This is a genomic window from Nocardioides ureilyticus (assembly GCF_051280745.1).
GTDB lineage: Bacteria > Actinomycetota > Actinomycetes > Propionibacteriales > Nocardioidaceae > Nocardioides.
This window is the reverse complement of the sequence record NZ_JBNCOG010000038.1, coordinates 18,864-37,449: the sequence shown is the minus strand read 5'-3', so window position 1 is coordinate 37,449 and position 18,586 is coordinate 18,864. Positions and strand designations below refer to the sequence as shown.

General features: G+C 73.4%; 17 protein-coding genes. 10 read left to right on the top strand and 7 right to left on the bottom strand.

Annotated elements, in window-relative coordinates; genetic code table 11:
- Window positions 1-93: 93 nt before the first annotated feature.
- From ACSMHG_RS17060 to ACSMHG_RS17035, 6 genes are all read left to right on the top strand, one after another.
- Window positions 94-1,410 (top strand): choice-of-anchor P family protein, encoded by a 1,317-nt coding sequence (locus ACSMHG_RS17060; RefSeq protein WP_435747303.1) that lies wholly within the window; start codon window positions 94-96, stop codon window positions 1,408-1,410.
- A 131-nt stretch (window positions 1,411-1,541) separates the two neighbouring features.
- Window positions 1,542-2,738: an MFS transporter gene (locus ACSMHG_RS17055; protein WP_435747301.1), complete on the top strand. Its 1,197-nt coding sequence runs from the start codon at window positions 1,542-1,544 to the stop codon at window positions 2,736-2,738.
- A gap of 58 nt (window positions 2,739-2,796) precedes the next feature.
- Window positions 2,797-3,297: a hypothetical protein gene (locus ACSMHG_RS17050; protein ID WP_435747299.1), complete on the top strand. Its 501-nt coding sequence runs from the start codon at window positions 2,797-2,799 to the stop codon at window positions 3,295-3,297.
- Between the two features lie 42 nt (window positions 3,298-3,339).
- Entirely contained in the window at window positions 3,340-4,170 is an 831-nt protein-coding gene (locus ACSMHG_RS17045; RefSeq protein WP_435747297.1) for an IclR family transcriptional regulator, read from the top strand.
- Window positions 4,167-5,201: a DMT family transporter gene (locus tag ACSMHG_RS17040; RefSeq protein ID WP_435747295.1), complete on the top strand. Its 1,035-nt coding sequence runs from the start codon at window positions 4,167-4,169 to the stop codon at window positions 5,199-5,201. Before ACSMHG_RS17045 ends, ACSMHG_RS17040 begins: the two co-directional genes overlap by 4 nt.
- Window positions 5,164-7,605, top strand: coding sequence for an amidohydrolase family protein (locus tag ACSMHG_RS17035; protein WP_435747293.1), 2,442 nt, complete (start codon window positions 5,164-5,166; stop codon window positions 7,603-7,605). The genes ACSMHG_RS17040 and ACSMHG_RS17035 overlap by 38 nt, the downstream gene beginning before the upstream one ends.
- Before the next feature lie 9 nt (window positions 7,606-7,614).
- Here the strand turns inward: ACSMHG_RS17035 and ACSMHG_RS17030 are convergent, their stop codons facing one another.
- From ACSMHG_RS17030 to ACSMHG_RS17015, 4 genes are read right to left on the bottom strand one after another with little or no spacing between them, the layout of a single operon-like run.
- Window positions 7,615-8,103, bottom strand: coding sequence for an ADP-ribosyltransferase domain-containing protein (locus ACSMHG_RS17030; protein WP_435747291.1), 489 nt, complete (start codon window positions 8,101-8,103; stop codon window positions 7,615-7,617).
- Window positions 8,100-8,585 (bottom strand): hypothetical protein, encoded by a 486-nt coding sequence (locus tag ACSMHG_RS17025; RefSeq protein WP_435747289.1) that lies wholly within the window; start codon window positions 8,583-8,585, stop codon window positions 8,100-8,102. Before ACSMHG_RS17025 ends, ACSMHG_RS17030 begins: the two co-directional genes overlap by 4 nt.
- A gap of 17 nt (window positions 8,586-8,602) precedes the next feature.
- Window positions 8,603-10,240, bottom strand: coding sequence for a putative T7SS-secreted protein (locus ACSMHG_RS17020; RefSeq protein ID WP_435747287.1), 1,638 nt, complete (start codon window positions 10,238-10,240; stop codon window positions 8,603-8,605).
- Window positions 10,241-10,242: 2 nt separating this feature from the next.
- Complete coding sequence (locus tag ACSMHG_RS17015; RefSeq protein ID WP_435747285.1) at window positions 10,243-10,572, bottom strand: hypothetical protein; 330 nt, start codon at window positions 10,570-10,572, stop codon at window positions 10,243-10,245.
- 105 nt (window positions 10,573-10,677) lie between these two features.
- Between ACSMHG_RS17015 and ACSMHG_RS17010 the strand changes: the two genes are divergently transcribed.
- From ACSMHG_RS17010 to ACSMHG_RS16995, 4 genes are all read left to right on the top strand, one after another.
- Window positions 10,678-10,995: a WXG100 family type VII secretion target gene (locus tag ACSMHG_RS17010; RefSeq protein ID WP_435747283.1), complete on the top strand. Its 318-nt coding sequence runs from the start codon at window positions 10,678-10,680 to the stop codon at window positions 10,993-10,995.
- The gene (locus ACSMHG_RS17005) at window positions 10,992-11,291 is read left to right on the top strand and encodes a hypothetical protein (protein ID WP_435747281.1); all 300 of its coding nucleotides are present in this window, start codon (window positions 10,992-10,994) and stop codon (window positions 11,289-11,291) included. Before ACSMHG_RS17010 ends, ACSMHG_RS17005 begins: the two co-directional genes overlap by 4 nt.
- A gap of 136 nt (window positions 11,292-11,427) precedes the next feature.
- Complete coding sequence (locus ACSMHG_RS17000; RefSeq protein WP_435747279.1) at window positions 11,428-14,823, top strand: (Fe-S)-binding protein; 3,396 nt, start codon at window positions 11,428-11,430, stop codon at window positions 14,821-14,823.
- 134 nt (window positions 14,824-14,957) lie between these two features.
- Window positions 14,958-15,446 (top strand): hypothetical protein, encoded by a 489-nt coding sequence (locus tag ACSMHG_RS16995; protein ID WP_435747277.1) that lies wholly within the window; start codon window positions 14,958-14,960, stop codon window positions 15,444-15,446.
- On the opposite strand, the gene ACSMHG_RS16990 is transcribed toward ACSMHG_RS16995, so the two are convergent.
- The 3 genes from ACSMHG_RS16990 to ACSMHG_RS16980 all read right to left on the bottom strand — a co-directional run bounded on the left by ACSMHG_RS16990 (window position 15,440) and on the right by ACSMHG_RS16980 (window position 18,567).
- A complete protein-coding gene (locus tag ACSMHG_RS16990; RefSeq protein WP_435747275.1) occupies window positions 15,440-15,772 on the bottom strand; it encodes a hypothetical protein in 333 nt (110 codons plus the stop codon). The two genes, ACSMHG_RS16995 and ACSMHG_RS16990, sit on opposite strands and share 7 nt — an antisense overlap.
- A gap of 10 nt (window positions 15,773-15,782) precedes the next feature.
- On the bottom strand, window positions 15,783-17,507 hold the full coding sequence (locus ACSMHG_RS16985) for a sodium:solute symporter family protein (RefSeq protein ID WP_435747307.1): 1,725 nt from the start codon (window positions 17,505-17,507) through the stop codon (window positions 15,783-15,785).
- A 115-nt stretch (window positions 17,508-17,622) separates the two neighbouring features.
- Window positions 17,623-18,567, bottom strand: a complete 945-nt coding sequence (locus ACSMHG_RS16980; RefSeq protein ID WP_435747273.1) for a siderophore-interacting protein — start codon at window positions 18,565-18,567, stop codon at window positions 17,623-17,625.
- Between the last annotated feature and the right edge of the window lie 19 nt (window positions 18,568-18,586).

Sequence of the window (18,586 nt, the reverse complement as noted above, 5' to 3'; positions counted from 1 at the left end):
CCGTCGTTTGCGGGACGGCGGAGCAGGGCAGGACCCTGGGCGCCCATCCACACATCGGGACGCATCGGGGCGTCCCCCAGTCCAGGAGCTAGCATGCGCCCGTTCTTCCCGGTGGCGACCGCGGTCGCCACGGCCGCCGCCACCGCGGTCCTCGCCGTCCCCCCCGCCCACGCCGCCGTGCCGCCGACGACCTCGGCCGCCGCGGCCGGCCCCACCTCGACCTCGACCGCCGCCACCCGCGCGGCCCGCGTCGTGAAGACGCCCTTCGCCCTCAAGGCCGCCGGCTACGGCACCCGTGTGGAGGGCGGCCAGGTGCCCGTCGGCTCCGACACCACGGCGTTCCAGAGCATCTCCTGCACCAACAAGGCGCCGCTCGCCCGCGGGAACGACGTCGCCGCGGTCGACCTCCCCGGGCTCGGCACCGTCGAGGGCGTCCGCACCCGCAACCGCACCTTCACCAACCGCACCAAGGGCAAGACCACCGTCGTCTCCCAGCACGACGTCGCCCGGGTGAAGCTCGGCCCGCTCGTCCTGCGCGGGGTCAGCTCGAAGGCCCGGGTCTGGCACGACGCCGAGGGCTTCCACCGGGAGGTCCGGACCAACCTGCTGGGCCTCGAGGTCGCCGGCCAGTCGGTGCCGATCCCGGTCGACCAGCAGGTCATCCCGATCCCGGGGCTGGCCACCATCACCCTCGGCCACGACTCGGGCAAGGTCGGCCGCAACGGCGCCTCGGCGTTCGCCAACGGGCTGAAGATCGTCCTCGAGCCGAGCGGCACCGTCGTGCGGGTCGCGCACTCCGCGGCCCACATCCACAAGGGTCTCAAGGTCGGCCACTTCCGCGGCCGCGCCTTCGGCACGCAGGTCAACGCGCTGGCCGACAACGTCCGCAGCGGCCCGCAGCCGCTGTCGTACATGCCGTGCCAGGGCACCTTCGGCGACGTCCGCACCAAGACCCTCGCCGGGGTCGACCTCGCCGACCAGCTCGTCGTCAGCGCGGCGCGCAACGACGTCATGGGCAAGACGGTCGGCAAGGGCAAGCGGGAGCGGGCCACCGGCTACCTGCAGTCGCGGATCGCCCGCGTCACGCTCGGCCCGCTCACCATCAACGCCATCAAGGGCCGGGTCAACGTCACCCGCTTCCGCGGCGGGAAGCTGGTCCGCAACACCCAGGGCACCACGCTCGGCGAGCTCGTCATGGACGGCGAGGCGCAGGCGCTCCCCGACCCCGGGCAGCCGATCGAGATCCCGGGCGTCGGCCTGGTCAAGATCGAGTTCAACGTCGCGGACCGGATCAAGAACGGCATCCAGGTGACCGCGCTGCGGATCACCCTGCTCGACGGCGACGGCGCCGAGGTGAACCTCGGCAACGCCCGGCTGCAGATCAAGCCGACGGGGGCCACCCGCGGGTGACCACGCGCTGACACGCCGCTGACACACCGCTGGCACACCGCTGACGCCCGGGTCTCCGGTGCCGCCCATCTCACAGGGCCGCACCGCGAGATCCGGGCGTCGCGCGTCCGCGCAGGCACTTGACTGCGCAGGTGTCCACCACGTCCGCAGCACCCGCCGAGGTCAGCACGCGCCGACGCTGGGCGATGCTCGCCGCCAGCACCCTGGCTCAGGCGGCGGCCGCGGTGATGATCCACGGCCCGGGGTTCCTGATGCACGCCTTGGACGAGCAGGGCGGCCTGACCCTTGCCGAGGCCGGCCTCGTCGCGGCTGCGCCGCTCGTCGGCGTGGTGCTGACGCTGGTGCTCTGGGGGTCGGTGGTCGACCGCTGCGGTGAGCGCTTCGTCCTGCTCACCGGCCTCACGGCCACCGTGGCGACCGGCGCGCTGGCGTCGGCGGTGGACGGCGTGGCGCTCCTGGCCATGGCGCTGCTCCTCGCAGGTGCCGCCGCCGCCAGCACCGCCTCCGCGAGCGGCCGGGTGGTCGTCGGCTGGTTCCCACCGGAGCGGCGGGGGCTGGCGATGGGCGTGCGCCAGATGGCCCAACCCGTCGGCGTGGGCGTGGCCGCGATCTCGATCGCCGTGGTGGCCGAGCGCCACGGCGTCTCGACGGCGCTGTGGGTGCCCACGGCCGCGGCGGCGCTCGCGGCGGTCGTCGTCGCCGCGGTCGTGGTCGACCCGCCGCGCCCCGACCGGCGTACCACTCCTGCGCCGAACCCCTACCGCGCCGACCTCTACCTCGCCCGCATCCACGGCGTCTCGGTCCTGCTGGTGGTGCCGCAGTTCCTGGTGTGGACCTTCGCGCTGCTGTGGCTGATCGCCGATCGCGGCTGGTCCGCCGGCGCGGCGGGCGCGGTGGTCCTCGCAGCACAGGTCCTCGGCGCGCTCGGTCGGATCGCGGCCGGCTGGCTCTCGGACGTGGTCGGCGCGCGGATGCGGCCGCTGCGCTGGGTCGCGGTCGGCGCCGGCGCCTCGATGGCGCTGCTGGCCGTCGCCGCGGGGCTGGACGCCGCCGTGGCGGTGCCGCTCGTGGTCGTCGCGACGGTCGTGACGGTCGCCGACAACGGGCTGGCGTTCACGGCGGTCGCCGAGCGGGCTGGCCCGTCGTGGAGCGGCCGGGCACTGGGGGTCCAGAACACCGCGCAGTACGTCGCCGCCTCCGCGGTCCCGCCGGTCGCCGGCCTGGCGGTCACCCACTGGGGGTACGCCGCGGCGTTCGGCCTCGCCGCCCTCTTCCCGCTGGTCGCGGCGCCCTTCGTGCCGGTGCGCGAGGAGCGCGCCCTGACCTGAGTCGCCCCGCCGAACCCGCGCAGACGTGACGGGACCCCCGGGTGGGTACCGGACCGCCATGTCCGAACTGTTGTGGATCGTCCTCGCCGTCGTCGGGCTGCTGCTCGTCGCCGGAATCGCCGTCGCCGTCGTGGTGCTCGGCAAGCGGAAGAAGCAGCGGCAGGAGGAGCAGCGGCGGCGGGCCGACGAGCTGCGCCGCGAGGCGGAGACCGAGCACGCCGGCGGCCTGACCCAGGCGCAGCGGGAGGCACGTGAGGCGGAGGCCCGGGCCGAGCTGGCACGCGCCGAGGCCGAGCGCGCCGAGGCGGAGCGGCTCCGGGCGGAGCAGGGCCTCGCCCAGCAGGAGGCGCGCCGCGAGGACGCCCTGCGCAAGGCCGACCGGCTCGACCCGGACGTCGACCACGAGGCCGACGACTACCGGCCCGGTGCGCACGTGCGCGACACCGGCCCCGCCGGCACGCCGCCGGTCGCCGAACCGGAGACCACACCGCACCGCCCCACCAGTGACGCCTCGGAGCAGTCGGTGCGGCCGCCGGGGAGCCACCGCCGCGACACCTGACCGGGCGCAGCCGGGAACGGCTGCCGGCTCTACCCTGCAGCCATGAGTCAGGTGCCGGCCGCGACCCGCGCGCTGCGGGTGCTGCGCTTCCTGGCCAGCCAGCCGGACCCGGTCCCCCTCGACCGGATCCTGCGCGCCTGCGAGCTGCCGCGGAGCACGGCGTACCACCTGCTCAACGCGATGATCGCCGAGGGCTTCGTGGTCCACCTCGCCGAGGAGCACCGCTACGGCCTCGGCGTGGCCGCCTTCGAGGTCGGCAGCGGCTACTCCCGCCAGGAGCCGCTGCAGCGGATCGCCCGCCGACCGTTGGCCGCCCTCGTCGACCGGGTCGGGCACAGCGCGCACCTGGCGGTGCTGCACGGGCGCGACGTCCTTTACGTCCTCGAGGAGCGCGCACCGGGCCGCCCGCCGCTGGTCACCGACGTCGGCGTCCGGCTCCCGGCCCACCTGACCGCGAGCGGCCGGGCGCTCCTCGCCCGGCTGCCCACCGCGCAGGTCCGCGCCCTCTACCCGTCGGCCGAGGCCTTCGTCGACCGGCACGGCAAGGGCCCTCGAAGCCTGAGCGCCCTGCGGGCGCTCCTCACCGAGACCCGGCAGCGGGGCTGGGCCACCGAGGAGGGTGAGGTGACGCCCGGCCTGGCGAGCGTGGCAGCCGCCGTGGTCGACCACAACGGCCACCCGATGGCCGGGGTCGCGGTCACCTTCCCCGAGCACCCCGAGCACCCCGAGCACCCCGAGCACCCCGAGCACCCCGAGCACCCCGAGCACCCTGGGACGTCCGGAGCCGAGGCCACGCTCGACCGCGCCACCCTCACCGCCGAGGTACGGCGCACCGCTGCCCTCCTGACCCGTCGGCTCGGCGGCACGCCATGACCGCCCGCGCCCGCACCGGCCTGCTCCAGGTCGCGCTGGCCGGCGTCCTGTGGGGCACCGGCGGCCTCGGCGTGCAGGTGGTCCGCGAGCACGTCGCGATGTCGGTCCTGACCATCAGCGCCTGGCGGATGGGCATCGCCGCCCTCGTGCTGGTCGGAGCGGTGCTCCTGCTCCGGCGCGCGGGGGCGCTGCGCCGACTGGTGCGGGAGCGACCGGGGCGGCTGGTCGCGGTCGGCGTCTCGACCGCGACGTACCAGGCGTTGTACTTCGGCGCCGTGGTGACCGTCGGCGTCACCGTCGCGACGGTCGTGAGCCTCGGGCTCGCACCGGTGGCGCTCACGGCCGTCGACAGCCTGCGGAGCCGGCGCGCCCCTGCCCCCGACCGCCTCGCGGTCCTGGCGGCGGCGCTCACCGGCCTGGTGCTGGTCAGCGTCACCTCGGGGCACGGCTCCACCGGCCCGGAGCCGGTGCTCGGCGTGGCGCTGGCCGTCGCGTCGGGGCTGACCTACGCGCTGGCCACCGCGCTCGGCGAGCCGCTGGCCCGGGCCTCGGGGCCCCTGCCGTTGACCACGGCGACGACCACGGTCGGCGCGGTGGCGCTGCTTCCCACCGCGTTCGTGACCGGCCCGGTCACCACGACCGATCCGGTGGCGCTGCTGACGCTCGCCTACCTCGGCGTGCTCACCATGGCGCTCGCCTACGGCCTGCTCTACGCCGGGCTCCGCACGACCGATCCCGCCGCCGCCGTGGTGGCCACCCTGCTGGAGCCGGTGACCGCGGCGGTGGCCGCCGCCGTCCTGCTCGGGGAGCGCCTCGGGCCCGGCGGGCTCGCCGGGACCGCGCTCATCCTGGCCGCGGTCGCCGGGCTGAGTCGGCCCACGGGAGGCCGACGGACGGGGCCCGCCCGTAGCCCCGTCGTCGGTGGTCCGTTGACCCTCCCAACGGATCCCGACAGGGTGTCAGGTTCCGTCCGGCAGCCAGCAGGGAGACAGCATGCGCGCACGCGACGAGGACCCACCGACGACCGGTGAAGGGCAGGGGACGCTCCTCCGCCGGGTCCCCGGGCGGCTGGTGCTCGCCGTCGCCGCTGCGACCGGCGCCCTCGTCGCGGCGTTCGTGCTGCCGGGAGCCGTCGGCACCCGGGACGGCTCCCTGGAGCAGCAGCTCTCCGAGGCCTCCGCCGCCAAGGTCGCCCGCGACCAGGCCAAGAACGCCCTCTCTCGCTCCGTCGGACCGGGCGCCGACGCGCAGGTGCCGACCACGGCTGCCGAGGCCCGCCGCGCGGCGGCGTACGTCGAGTCCGAGCGGGCCCTCCCCGACCCGCGCCTGACCCGGACCGCCGTGATGCAGCCCCGGCGGAAGCGGCCGCAGGACCGCTACGCCATGGCCAACGGCTGCTACCGGCTCGCCGGCCAGCCGGTCTTCTTCAAGCCGACGGCCCTCGGCCGGTACCTCCTGCACACCCGGGGAGGCGACCTGCTGGCGGCCGGGGGCACCCGCGCCGCGAAGCCGTCGTCCGCCACCGTGTGGACCGCCACCAAGAACGGTCGGCGCTTCACCTTCCGCAACGACGGCGGCCGTCTGCGGATCGGCAGCGCGAGCTCGTTCGCGCTGGTCCGGACGACCGGCTGCACGCCGTACCCGGAGTCGCAGGTCGACGTGGTGGGCCGCCCGCACGCCGGCGTGACGCCGTACCAGGAGGTGCGCGGGTACGTCGACACGCACACCCACGGCATGGCCTTCGAGTTCCTGGGCGGCCAGGCGCACTGCGGCCGCCCGTGGCACGAGTACGGCGCGCCGTACGCGCTCGTCGACTGCGAGGACCACACCCGCACCGGCGGCTACGGCGGCGTGCTGGAGTCGGTGCTCTCCGGACAGCCGCACCACGACCCGGTCGGCTGGCCGACGTTCCGGGACTGGCCGGCGCCGGAGTCGCTGACCCACGAGGGCACCTACTACCGCTGGATGGAGCGGGCCTGGCGCGGCGGCCAGCGGCTCTTCGTCAACCTGCTCGTCGAGAACAACCAGCTCTGCCGGCTCTACCCGTTCAAGCGGAACTCCTGCGACGACATGGACTCGGTGCGGCTGCAGGCCCGGCAGATGTACGCCTTCCAGGATTACATCGACGCCCAGTTCGGCGGCCCGGGCAAGGGCTTCTACCGGATCGTGGAGAACCCGTGGCAGGCGCGGCAGGTGGTCAACGCCGGCAAGATGGCGGTGGTCATGGGCATCGAGACCTCGGTGCCGTTCGGCTGCACCATGAAGCTCGACGTGCCGGCCTGCGACGCCGCCGAGATCTCCCGCCAGGTCCAGGAGGTGCACGACATGGGCGTGCGCCAGATGGAGCTGGTCAACAAGTTCGACAACGCGCTCTCCGGGGTCGCCGGCGACGCCGGCGCGATCGGGCCGGTCGTCAACACCGCGAACTTCCTCGAGACCGGCACGTTCTGGGACATGCGGCACTGCGAGCCCGCCGACGGGGAGTCGCACGACCACAACCAGGTGGCCGTCCCGGACATCAGCGCCGGGCAGCAGGACGCGCTCTTCGGCGCGATCGCCTCCCTGGGCCTGCCGTCTGCGCTGCTCCCGCTCTACCCGACGCCGGACCACTGCAACCACCGCGGGCTGACCACGCTGGGCGAGCACACGATCCGCGAGCTGGCGAAGCGGCACATCCTCTTCGACCCCGACCACATGAGCGTCAAGGCGCGACGCCAGGCGATGGACCAGATCGAGCGGATGCGCTACCCCGGCGTGATCTCCAGCCACTCCTGGTCCACCCCGGACACCTACCCGCGGATCTACCGCGCCGGAGGCTTCGTCACGCCGTACGCCGGCGACTCCACCGGCTTCGTGGAGAAGTGGCGCCGCCACGTCGGCTGGGCCGACCGCCGGTACTACTGGGGCATCGGCTTCGGCGCGGACATCAACGGGCTCGGCGCGCAGGGCAACCCGCGTGGCGCGGACGTCGCGAACCCCGTGCGCTACCCGTTCCGCGGGCTCGGCGGCGTGACGGTGCGCAAGCAGCGCGCCGGCGAGCGCGTCTACGACATCAACGTCGACGGCGTGGCGCAGTACGGCCTCTACCCCGACTGGGTCGAGGACCTCCGGATGGTCGCCGGCCGCGACGGCCGCGACATCACCGACGACATGGCCCGGGGGGCCGAGGCCTACCTGCAGACCTGGGAGCGCGCGTACGGCGTGCGGCCGGATTCCTGCCGCAACCCCCGGCTGCGCAAGCCGGTCGCGACCGTGCAGCGCCTGCTGCGGCCGGGGATGTCCAGCCGCGCCGTCCTGCGGAAGGTCGGCCAGCCCTACCAGCGGCTGGGCACCACGTACCGGTTCTGCGCCCGGACGGCCGGCGACGCGAAGGTGATGATGCGGGTGGACCTCACCCGCGCCGGCCGGGTGAGCGCCGTCCGCCGCCTCGGCTGACGGCGGGGCTCAGGAGATGTCGCCGACGAACTTGCCGGGAGCGTCCACCGGCACGTCCGATCGCCGCTGCGCCGCCACGACCTGCCGGGCGACGGCGTGCCGCAGCTCGTCACGGTCCACCGTCCCGGCGGAGCCCGGCGGCACGTGTACGTCGAGCTCCTCGACGATCGTCAGCGGCAGGTCACCGATCCGCGCGGAGTCGACCACCAGCAGGACCGACCCGGGGGCCAGCACGACCTCGCGCTGCTGCGGCGAGGACGACAGCTGCTCGATGGCGCGGCCGGTGGCGCTCTTGACGGCGTAGAGCCCCGCGGACGTGAAGTTCTCCGTCGCGATCCTGGGGTCGCGGGAGGTCGCCGTGATCCCCGTGGTGACGACGACCTGGCCGGTGCGGCCGAAGCCGCTGCCGACCGGCCGTCCGCGGAAGCAGAGGCCGTCGTAGGCAGGGAGCTCCGCGAGGCCCTGCAGGAACGTCGTGAGCCGCTCGTCCTGGGTCACCGGTCCCACTCCCGCCGGTCGGGGGCGGTGCTCGCCCGCCAGGCGCGGGGGGCGCGTCCCGGCCCGGGCACGCGGCTGGCGGGGTCGCCGGGGACGGACGGCACCGGCCAGGCGACGACCGCGATCTCCCGGTCGGCGACGAGCACGCTGTCCTCGCCGCCGCGGACGTCCCACGTGCCGTCCCGGCCGGCGCGTCGTAGCGCCCAGGCTCCGGTGGGCAGCTCGACCAGGAGTGCGGGCGGCCCGTCGTCCTCGACCGGGCGGAGGCCGCGGACCCGCCCGTGGACCTCGCCGCGCTCGCCGTCGGGGAGCACCCAGACCGGCGCACCGTCGCGCACCTGGAAGGCCCAGCCGACCCGCTCGAGGTGAGGGTGGTCCTCGCGCTTCACCCGGCTCACCCGCGGCAACGGCGCACCCTCGAAGCGCTGCTTCGCCGCCTCCCAGCGCCGGTCGACGTCGGCGAGGTACTCCTCAGCACCCATGTCCCGGGGATCCTCCCTCACGGCCGCTCCCTCAGCTCGAGCACGCGGACGCCGTCCGGCCCCACCTCGTTGCGGACGACCTCGAACTCGACACCGCCCCGGAACAGGATCTCAGCCTCGCCCTGCGCGGCCGAGAACGGGCGCACGTCGACCCCGGTGCTGCCCTCGATGACGAACCGGGTGGGGTTCGGGCCGTGCGGGTCGTAGAACTGCTCGGCGACGCGGGGGTCGAGCGTGCTGCTGCTGAAGCCCGGGTCCCGGTAGGTCCCGGTGCGCTCGACCTGGTCGACGACGTGGTCGGGCAGGTTGCTGCCGCCGAAGGTGGTCCCGTCGTACGGCGGCAGCTGGGCCAGGCCGCGCTCGGCGGCGTCGATCCGGTCGCGCACGGCCGGCGGGTCGGTGACGGAGCCGGGCTGCCGGAGCTCGCCGTTCATCTGTCGGTAGCCGTCATCGGTCGTGTAGTCCCAGATCCCGCGGACCCCGTCCCGGGACAGCTCGGGATGGCGGCCCACCACCTCGTCGAGCCACGGGTCCAGCGCCGGGTCGTCCAGTCCGCGGAAGGTGCCCTGGGGAGGCGGCGGCAGGTCGTCGTACCGGCTGAGCACGTCATCGGCACGGCCGAGGCGGCCCAGGTCGCCGAGGTCGTCGAGGTCGTCGAGCCGGCCGAGGTCGCCGAGGTCGTCGAGCCGGTCCACCCGGCCGAGGTCGGACAGCGCGTCCAGGCCGTCGGCGGCGGCGTTCGCGCCGCGGGTCGCGACGGCACCGGCGCCCGCGGTGGCGGCCGCCGCGATCGCGTCGGGCACGAGGTGGCCGATGGCCCGGGCGGGGTCGTCGGCCCAGGTGTCCCAGTCGAGCAGCCCCTTGCCGAGCTGCTTGCCGAACTCGACGGGGTCCTCGCGGAGCGCGTCCAGCATGCCCTGCGCCGTCTCGAGCGTGAGGCGGTACTTCGCCATCAGCTCCTCCGGCGTCAGGTCGCCGGTCGCGAGCTTCGTGGCGTCCTGGACCATGCTCACCACTCCGAACGGCGAGATCGTGAGCAGGTCCCAGACCGCCTCCCCGGCGCCCTCGAGCACGCCGCCGACGAAGCGGAGGCCCGACTCCAGCCAGCCCGGCTCCTCAGGGGCCGCGGCGCACCCGGCGCGCACCTCGCCGGCACAGGTGGCGGCCGCGGCCTCGAGCCGCGACCTCGCCGACGCGAGCTCCGCGAGCGCGTGGCGGCGGATCTCCTCACCCGGATCGACGAAGGGCGAGATCCGGAGGTCCACGGCGATCCCGTGGGCCAGGGAGGCGGCGGCCTGGTCGCGAGCGCGACTCACGTCGGCGTCGTACACCGCGCGGGCGGCAGCGGTGACCTCCTCACCGCGGGCGTGCTCTCCCTCGGCCCAGCGGGCCACGGCCTGGGCGTGCTCCAGCTCACCGGCGTACACGGTGAGCGCGTTGCCCGCCCTGACGAAGCCGTTGCCCGCGTCGAGCCAGCGCTGGGGCTCCAGGTCGTGCGCCTCGCGGAAGTGGTCGGCCGCGCGGCCGGTCCAGCCCTGGGTGTCGATGCGTGCCAGGGCCTCGCCAGTGTCGAAGAAGAGCCGGCCCTTGTCCGCCGTGGTGCTCGCCCTCTCGCGGATCGCCGCGGGGTCACCCCGGACCGTGAAGTCGGGCACCGTCAGCCCCCGAGCACGGCGGTGGCCGCGACGTCGGCACGGGCCCGGGCCATGGCGTCCCGGCCCGCCGTGTCGTTCTCGGCGTAGTTCATGGCGATCCGCCCGAGCCGGCCGCTCATCTCCTCGACGTCGTGGCAGAGGTTGTTCATGCCCTCCTCCCAGCGGTTGCGGAACTCCTCGACGGCGCTCCACACCACCTCGCTGCCGAGGTCGCCCTCGCTGGGCACGAGGTCCTCGACGTCGGCGTCCTTGAAGGTCCGCACGGCGTCGGCCAAGCCCTGGGCCGCCGCCACCAAGGACTGGAGATCCACCTCGAAGTCGTAGGACGGCACCCCGGGTTCCTCTCGTCATCCGCGCCAGCCCTGGTCCACGCCGGCCCCTTGCCCGCAGACTAGGCCCGACGACGCAGCCAGAGGACTATCCACCGCGGAGGCAGTGTGAACATCGAGCTCTCGGTCGGTCAGCAGACGACCGCCGCCCTGACCGTCCAGGAGGCGGTGACGACGTTCAACACCTGCCTCCAGCGGCTCAGCGACGGCGTCGCGAGCGGCGGGCAGGGATTCCGCGGCAACGCCGCCGCCGCGTTCGGCGAGGCGCTCACCGCGTGGTTCGAGGCCGCGGCCGAGCTCGGCCCGGCGCTGCAGCAGTACGCAGCGGCCCTCGCGACCGTCGATGCCGAGCACTCCCACAACGAGGTGGCGCAGGTCGACTCGTACGCGCGGCTGGGCGACCGGCTGGGCGGAGCAGGTCGATGAGCGACCCCGGGCTCGTGCTCCGGCAGGGGTCGATGGCCGAGATCGAGCAGGCACTGCGGACCGCCACCGACGACATCCGGACGTTTCTGACCGACCTGCTCGACACCGTCGACGCGCAGACCGCGGGCTGGACCGAGGAGACGCCCTCGCGCCAGGCCCAGCGGCGCTTCGAGCGCGCCTTGGGTGACGGCGTGACCCGGCTGGGCGACGCCCTCGACCGGCTCGCCGAGGAGGTGGCGGCCCACGCGGAGCGCTCGCGCGCCATCGAGGTGGAGAACGTGGCCATCGTCGGCTGACCAGGCGCCCCCGACCGACAAGTTACCGACAGGTAGGATATACGTCACCCGGCTCGGGACTGACGTCGCCCAGCGTTCCCTCTAGGCTCGCTGGACGCCCGGTCACGGGCGAGCACCAGACGAGGAGCCGTACTCCATGCTGCAGATCTTCGCCATCGTCGTGTCCCTCGCCATCGCGGCGGTGGGCATCACGCTGTTCGTCCGAGCCATCCGGGACATGCTCCGCGTGATCCGGATGGGCCAGCCCGCGATGAACCGCACCGACCAGCCCGGCAAGCGGACGTGGGTGCTGGTCCGCGAGACGCTCGGCCACACCCGGATGCTGCAGTGGAAGCTGGTCGGCGCCGCCCACTGGTTCATCTTCGTCGGCTTCGGGCTGCTGTTCTTCACGCTGCTCACGGCGTTCGGCCAGCTGTTCGACGCCCACTTCCTGCTGCCGCTGATCGGCGAGTTCTTCCTCTACGAGTGGGTCACCGAGTTCTTCACGGTCGTGATGATCGCCGCCATCGTCGGCTTCATCATCTACCGCGCCACCCGCCCGAAGGAGCGCACCCGCGGCGTCAAGGGCCGGTTCTGGGGCTCCACGATGTGGCAGGGCTACTTCGTCGAGAGCGTCATCCTCGGTGTCGGTCTCTGCATCGTCATCCTCCGCGGGCTCGAGTACGCCCTGCTCGAGGCCGAGGGCTCCGACCACGCCAACGCCTTCCACTTCCCCTTGACGGCGTGGCTCGGCGAGCTCTTCTCGGGCCTCTCGGTCGGCACCATCGAGAACCTCGTCTACCTGATGGCGATGCTCAAGATCCTGATCTCCTTCACCTGGATGATCGTGATCTCGCGCAACATCGACATGGGTGTCGCCTGGCACCGGTTCACCGTCTTCTTCAACATCTTCTTCAAGCGCGAGGCCTCCGGAGCCACCGCGCTCGGTGCCGTCAAGCCGCTGACCAACGAGGGCAAGCGGGTCAGCCTCGACGACATCGACGACCTCGACGAGGACGCCACGCTCGGCGTCGGCACGATCGAGGACTTCAGCTGGAAGGGCATCCTCGACTTCACCACCTGCACCGAGTGCGGCCGGTGCCAGTCCCAGTGCCCCGCCTGGAACACCGAGAAGCCGCTGTCGCCCAAGCTGCTGATCACCGCGCTGCGCGACCACGCCTACCAGAAGGCGCCGTACGTCCAGGCCGGCGGCGAGGGCAGCGAGACCGCCACCGCGCTGCTGGAGAAGGACGAGACGCTCGCCCGCGAGGCCGAGCGGCCGCTGGTCGGCGACACCGGCGACGACTGGTTCTACATGCCCGACAGTGGCGCGGCCGTCATCGACTCAGAGGTGCTGTGGAACTGCACCTCCTGCGGCGCCTGCGTCCAGCAGTGCCCGGTCGACATCGAGCACGTCGACCACATCATCGACATGCGGCGTTACCAGGTGCTCGTCGAGTCGAACTTCCCCGCCGAGCTCAACGGCCTCTTCAAGGGCCTGGAGAACAAGGGCAACCCCTGGAACATGTCGCCCAGCGCGCGCATGGACTGGGCGAAGGGGCTCGACTTCGACGTCAAGGTCGTCGGCGAGGACATCGAGTCGCTGGAGGAGGTCGACTGGCTGTTCTGGGTCGGCTGCGCCGGCGCCTACGAGGACCGCCAGAAGAAGACCACCCGGGCCGTCGCCGAGCTGCTCGACATGGCCGGCGTGAGCTTCGGCGTCCTCGGCAACGGCGAGACCTGCTCCGGCGACCCGGCCCGCCGCGCCGGCAACGAGTTCGTCTTCCAGGGCCTGGCCCAGCAGAACGTGGAGACGTTCCAGGAGTACAAGGTCAAGAAGGCCGTCACCACGTGCGCCCACTGCTTCAACACGCTCAAGAACGAGTACAAGGAGTTCGGCATCGAGCTGGAGGTGGTCCACCACACCCAGCTGCTGAACCGCCTCGTCCGCGAGGGCAAGCTGACCCCCGTCAAGACGGGCGAGGGCGCGCACAAGCGCTCGATCACCTACCACGACCCCTGCTACATCGGCCGCCACAACGGCGTCTACTCGCCCCCGCGCGAGCTCCTCCAGGTGCTTCCGGGCGCGGAGTACGTCGAGATGGAGCGCAACTCCGAGCGCTCGTTCTGCTGCGGCGCCGGTGGTGCCCGCATGTGGATGGAGGAGAACACCGGCGAGCGGATCAACGTCAACCGCACCAAGGAGGCCGTCGGCACCGGCGCGGACCAGATCGCGGTCGGCTGCCCCTTCTGCCGCGTGATGCTCTCCGACGGCCTGACCGCCGAGCAGTCCAAGGGCGAGGCCCGCGAGGAGGTCGAGGTCCTCGACGTCGCGCAGATGCTGCTGGCCTCGGTCAAGGGCGAGGTCGCCACGAAGATCAAGCCCGGCGGCGGCACGCCGTCGGCGAAGGCGGCGCCCTCCGAGGAGGTCAAGGCCGAGCCGGAGCCCGGCGACGCCACCCAGGCCTCGAGCGAGACGGTGACCGAGACCGAGGACGCCGGCCCGCTGGCCAAGGCCTCCGGCGGCTCCTCGCTCTTCGACACCCCGGCGCCCGACGCGGCCTCCGGCGACCAGGCCGAGAGCGCCTCGACCGGGTCCTCGGTGCAGGAGGAGGCCGAGGCCGGCGCCTCCGCCGGCGGCGGGTCCGGCTCGGGTGGCAGCTCGCTGTTCGACCTCGGGGCGGACGACGGTGCGGCCGACGAGCCGGCACCGACCGCCTCGACGGGCGCCACCAAGGCCGAGCCGGCGGCCGGCGGGTCGCTGTTCGACATCGGCGGCGACGAGCCGGCCGAGGCGCCTGCGGCGAAGGCCCAGCCGAAGGCCCAGCCGAAGACCGAGCCGAAGACCGAGCCGAAGTCCGAGGAGCCGGCTGGAAAGGCCGACCTCGGCTCCGGCGGCTCGCTCTTCGACATCTCCGCCGACGAGCCGGCACCGGCGCCCGAGGCGAGCCAGCCGAAGGCGGAGGAGCCGGCCGCGAAGGCGGAGGCACAGGAGGCACCGGAGGCACCCGCGGGGCCGGCGCCCGAGATGAACGAGACCGACCTGTCCTCCGGCGGCTCGCTGTTCGACATCGAGGCGCCGGCGGAGGCACCGGCAGCGCCCGCCGCGGCGGCCCCCGCCGAGGAGGTCGTCGAGGCGGAGACCGAGCCCGCCGCACCGGCAGCTGCTGCGCCGTCGGCGAGCATCCCCGAGGGCGGGTCGCTCTTCGACATCGCCGCCCCCGAGGCCGTCGCGACGCCCGAGCGCCAGCCGGAGGCACCGGCCGAGGACAGCGGCCAGGCTCCGGCGTCGGAGGACCCCGCGGAGGAGCGGTCCGCGACCGCCCCGACGAGCGGGCTCTCCGGCGGCGCCGCGGTGAGCGCGGCTGCCACGGCCGCGGCCAGCGCGGACCCGGCACCGGACGCCGAGCCGCAGGACGAGGCGCCCTCCGAGGCCGAGCCCCAGGACGAGGAGCTCGCCGAGGAGAAGCCGAAGGCCAGCTCCAACGGCGAGGCCAACCAGCCGAAGACCGACGTCGAGATCTCGGAGGGCGGCTCGCTCTTCGACCTCTGAGCCGGCTGGCTGCGTCGATCGCACGAGACAGGGGAGGATCTTCGGCACCTGGTGCCGAGGATCCTCCCCTGTCGTCTACCCCCTGCACGACGGGACGAGGGAACCGAACCACCGGCCCAGCCCGTCCTAGCGGCGTGGACTTCTCCGAGCACGTCGCGGCGCGGCGGGCGCGCTCGCCGAGGTGGCCGACGCTGGTCGCTGCCGCCGGCGTGCTGCTCGCGCTCGGCCTCGCGGCGGCGTCGACCCTCAGCCGGAGCACCGACCCGGCGCCCGACCCGGCGCCGCCGACCGGTTCCCTCGTGGAGCTGGTCACGACGTTGCCGACGTTGCCCGCCGCCACCGGGCCCGCGGCCTCGTCATCCGCCTTCTGCGTGCCGCGGTACGGCGAGGAGCTCGTCCACGACCTGCTCGACCTCGCCCGCAGCTGCGACGGCGGCCCGGCGTTCGCGCCGGAAGTGGAGCTGTGGGTCGACGGCGAGCTGGTGCGGATCGAGGTGCCGACGGACGGAACCAGCCTCGTCTGCCACGAGGTGCATGTCTTCCGCGACGAGGCGGGCCGCGTCGACGTCGTGATGACGAGCGAGACCCAGCTGCCTGCGAACCCCGACGAGACCGGTCAGTGACCGGACGGCGGCTGGTGGTCGCGCTCGTGCGCCCCGGGCTCGATGCCGTCCTCGTCGCCGGTGGCCGGGTCCTCGTCCACGCCACCCTCCGGCACCAGGATCGGCCGGAGCCGGGCCCAGGCGAGGAACGTGAGGCCCGCGGCGAGCATGACCAGGCCGGCCCAGAGGTTGGCGTCGGTCTCGCCGGTCGAGGTGGTGTTGTCGCCGAAGAGACCCATCAGCGTGAGGATCACGCCGTACGCGACGAGCAGCAGCCCGATGATGTTGCGGATGTCCAGCAGTCCGGCGCGGTGTCGGCGCTCGGAAGCGGTGGTGGTGGCGGGCACGGGGTCCTCCTCAGAAGGCGAAGTTCAGGGCGACGACCATGGCCAGGGCGATCCCCGCGAGCGGCATCGTGCGGCGGTACCACGGGTAGGACCCCTCGTCGGGGTCGACGCGGTCCTCGCGCGGGGTCTCGGAGTAGACCAGCCCACGCAGCTCCTCGGCCGGCTTGGGCTTGGTGGCGAGCGAGACGACGACGCTGAGCACGATGTCGACGACGAAGGCCGCCCCGGCCGCGATGAACGCCGCGCCCTGGCCACCGACGGGGATGATCCCGATGCTGGCCGGCCCGAACGCGTCCTCGCTGAGGAAGGCGACGAGCACGGCGCTGAGCGTGCCGGCCACGAGGCCGACCCAGCCGGCGGTGGGCGTCATCCGCTTCCAGAACATGCCGAGGATGAAGGTCGCGAAGAGCGGCGCGTTGAAGAACCCGAACAGCACCTGGAGGTAGTCCATGATGTTGCCGAAGTTCGTGGCCAGGTAGGCGGTGCCGACGGCGATCACCGTGGCGCCCACGGTCGCGATCCGCCCCACGCGCAGGTAGTACTCGTCGTCGCGGTCCTTGACGGCGTACCGCTGCCACAGGTCGTAGCTGAAGACGGTGTTGAACGCCGAGATGTTGGCCGCCATGCCGGCCATGAAGGCAGCCAGCAGACCGGCGATCGCGACGCCGAGCAGGCCGTTGGGCAGCAGGTCCCGCATGAGGTAGAGCAGCGAGTCGTTGTAGGTGACCGTGCCGCCGGCCCCGCCGGCGACCTCCTCACCCGCCTTGGTGGCCGCGATCTCGCTGACCAGCACCGCGGCGATCATGCCGGGGAGGATCGTGATGAACGGGATGAACATCTTCGGGAAGGCGCCGATGATCGGCGTCTTGCGGGCCGCGGAGATCGAGTCCGACGCCATGGCCCGCTGGACCTCGACGAAGTTGGTGGTCCAGTAGCCGAAGGAGAGCACGAAGCCGAGGCCGAAGACGATGCCGATCACCGAGAGGATCTCGGAGTCGAAGCCGGTCAGCGCGAGGCCGGGCCACGAGTTGAGCTGCTGCTCAGCGGGGGCGATGTCGGGGTTGCCGGAGGACGCCTCGGCGATCCGGTCCTTCAGGCCGCCCCAGCCGCCGACCCGGTCGAGCCCGAGCAGGGTGAGGGGCAGCAGCGCCGCGACGATCACGAAGAACTGCAGCACCTCGTTGTAGATGGCCGCGCTCAGCCCGCCCAGGGTGATGTAGGAGAGCACCACGACGCCCGCGACCAGCAGCGCCACGAAGAGCGGCCAGCCCAGCAGGGCCTGGATGATCGTGCCGAGCAGGTAGAGGTTGATGCCGGCGATGAGGAGCTGCGCGACCGCGAAGGAGATCGCGTTGACCAGGTGCGCGCCGGTGCCGAACCGGCGGTACATGAACTCGGGCACCGAGCGGACCTTGGAGCCGTAGTAGAACGGCATCATCACGACGCCGAGGAAGAGCATCGCGGGGATGGCGCCGATCCAGAAGTAGTGGACGGTCGGCAGGCCGAACTCCGCGCCGGAGGCGGACATGCCCATGATTTCGACGGCCCCGAGGTTGGCCGCGATGAACGCCAGGCCGGTCACCCAGGCGGGCAGCGAGCGGCCGGAGAGGAAGAAGTCGATCGAGTCCGAGACCTGTCGCCGGGCCATCACGCCGATGGTGAGCACCACCGCGAAGTAGAGCGCGACGATCAGGTAGTCGACGGCGTTCGCGTCGATGAGCGTGTCGCTGGCCATCGGGAGCGGGGCGGTCGGTGCCATGGACGGCCTTTCTGGCGACGGATGGTGCGCCGCACAGTGGCGCGCCCGGGCCGATGCCCAGCGGGGCCGGCGGCTAAACAGCGCTCTCGAGTCAGGAGCGCATCGCCACGCCGCGCCGCCAGTAGCCCATGAAGGAGACCTGCCGCCGGTCCATGCCGAGGTCGTTGACCAGGGCGCGACGCAAGCCGGTCACGACCTTGGACTCACCGGCGATCCAGGCGTAGACGTCGTCGTTGGCGCCGGGGTCCAGCGGCTCGTCGATCTCGCCGGAGGAGGAGTACATCGGCGTCTCCCACAGGTCCGGGTCGACCTCGTCCTCGGCCACCTCGAGCGCGAGGACCGGCGCCCCGAGGTGCGCGAGCACCGCCGGCTGGAGCAGCGTGCCGAGCTCGGCCCCGTCGCGCGGCAGCCAGGTCACGCTCACGCCCGGAGGGTGCGGGACCGCCTGCACGTCGGCGGAGAGCGGCACCTCGAGGAACGCCGCACCCTCGGCGTCGTCCGGCAGCATCGAGAGCACGGCGCAGGCGGCCGGCACGGCGGTCTCGTCGCCGGCGAGCACGATCCGCCGGGCGGCGCCCGGCACGAACTCGATGCCGCCGTACGGCATGCCGCGCCGGGGGCAGAGCACGACGATCCGGTCGCCGACCCCGGCGGCGGCCGCCCACGAGGAGCCGGGGCCGGTGTGGCCCTGCTCGAGGTGGAGCACGAAGTCGACGACCAGCCGGGTCTGCGCGCCCTCGCCGCGGACCTCGCGGATGGTGTAGGTGCGCATGTGCCCGCGCTCCTCGGCGGGACGGGCGTACCACTCCTGCATCCAGCCCTCGTCGGCGCCGGCGAAGGAGCCGAGCGAGCCGCCCTCGGGTGGGAAGACCAGCTTGATCCGCTGGTCGTAGAGGGGCTGGTCGACGCCGAACTCCGCCAGCGCCGGCGAGCCGAGCTCGAGGCGGACGTAGCTCGTGGAGAGCCGCTCGACCGAGACGACCTCGACCTCCTCGAGGAGGAGGGGCAGCGCGGGGGAGCTGAGCGTGCTGGTCATCGGGGTCCGATCGAAGTGA

Excerpts from the sequence above, each read along its gene's own strand:
- ACSMHG_RS17060 (WP_435747303.1), top strand. The coding sequence starts at position 94 with ATGCGCCCGTTCTTCCCGGTGGCGACCGCGGTCGCCACGGCCGCCGCC.
- ACSMHG_RS17050 (WP_435747299.1), top strand. The coding sequence starts at position 2,797 with ATGTCCGAACTGTTGTGGATCGTCCTCGCCGTCGTCGGGCTGCTGCTC.
- ACSMHG_RS17045 (WP_435747297.1), top strand. The coding sequence starts at position 3,340 with ATGAGTCAGGTGCCGGCCGCGACCCGCGCGCTGCGGGTGCTGCGCTTC.
- ACSMHG_RS17040 (WP_435747295.1), top strand. The coding sequence starts at position 4,167 with ATGACCGCCCGCGCCCGCACCGGCCTGCTCCAGGTCGCGCTGGCCGGC.
- ACSMHG_RS17035 (WP_435747293.1), top strand. The coding sequence starts at position 5,164 with ATGCGCGCACGCGACGAGGACCCACCGACGACCGGTGAAGGGCAGGGG.
- ACSMHG_RS17025 (WP_435747289.1), bottom strand. The coding sequence starts at position 8,585 with ATGGGTGCTGAGGAGTACCTCGCCGACGTCGACCGGCGCTGGGAGGCG.
- ACSMHG_RS17005 (WP_435747281.1), top strand. The coding sequence starts at position 10,992 with ATGAGCGACCCCGGGCTCGTGCTCCGGCAGGGGTCGATGGCCGAGATC.
- ACSMHG_RS17000 (WP_435747279.1), top strand. The coding sequence starts at position 11,428 with ATGCTGCAGATCTTCGCCATCGTCGTGTCCCTCGCCATCGCGGCGGTG.
- ACSMHG_RS16985 (WP_435747307.1), bottom strand. The coding sequence starts at position 17,507 with ATGGCCAGCGACACGCTCATCGACGCGAACGCCGTCGACTACCTGATC.
- ACSMHG_RS16980 (WP_435747273.1), bottom strand. The coding sequence starts at position 18,567 with ATGACCAGCACGCTCAGCTCCCCCGCGCTGCCCCTCCTCCTCGAGGAG.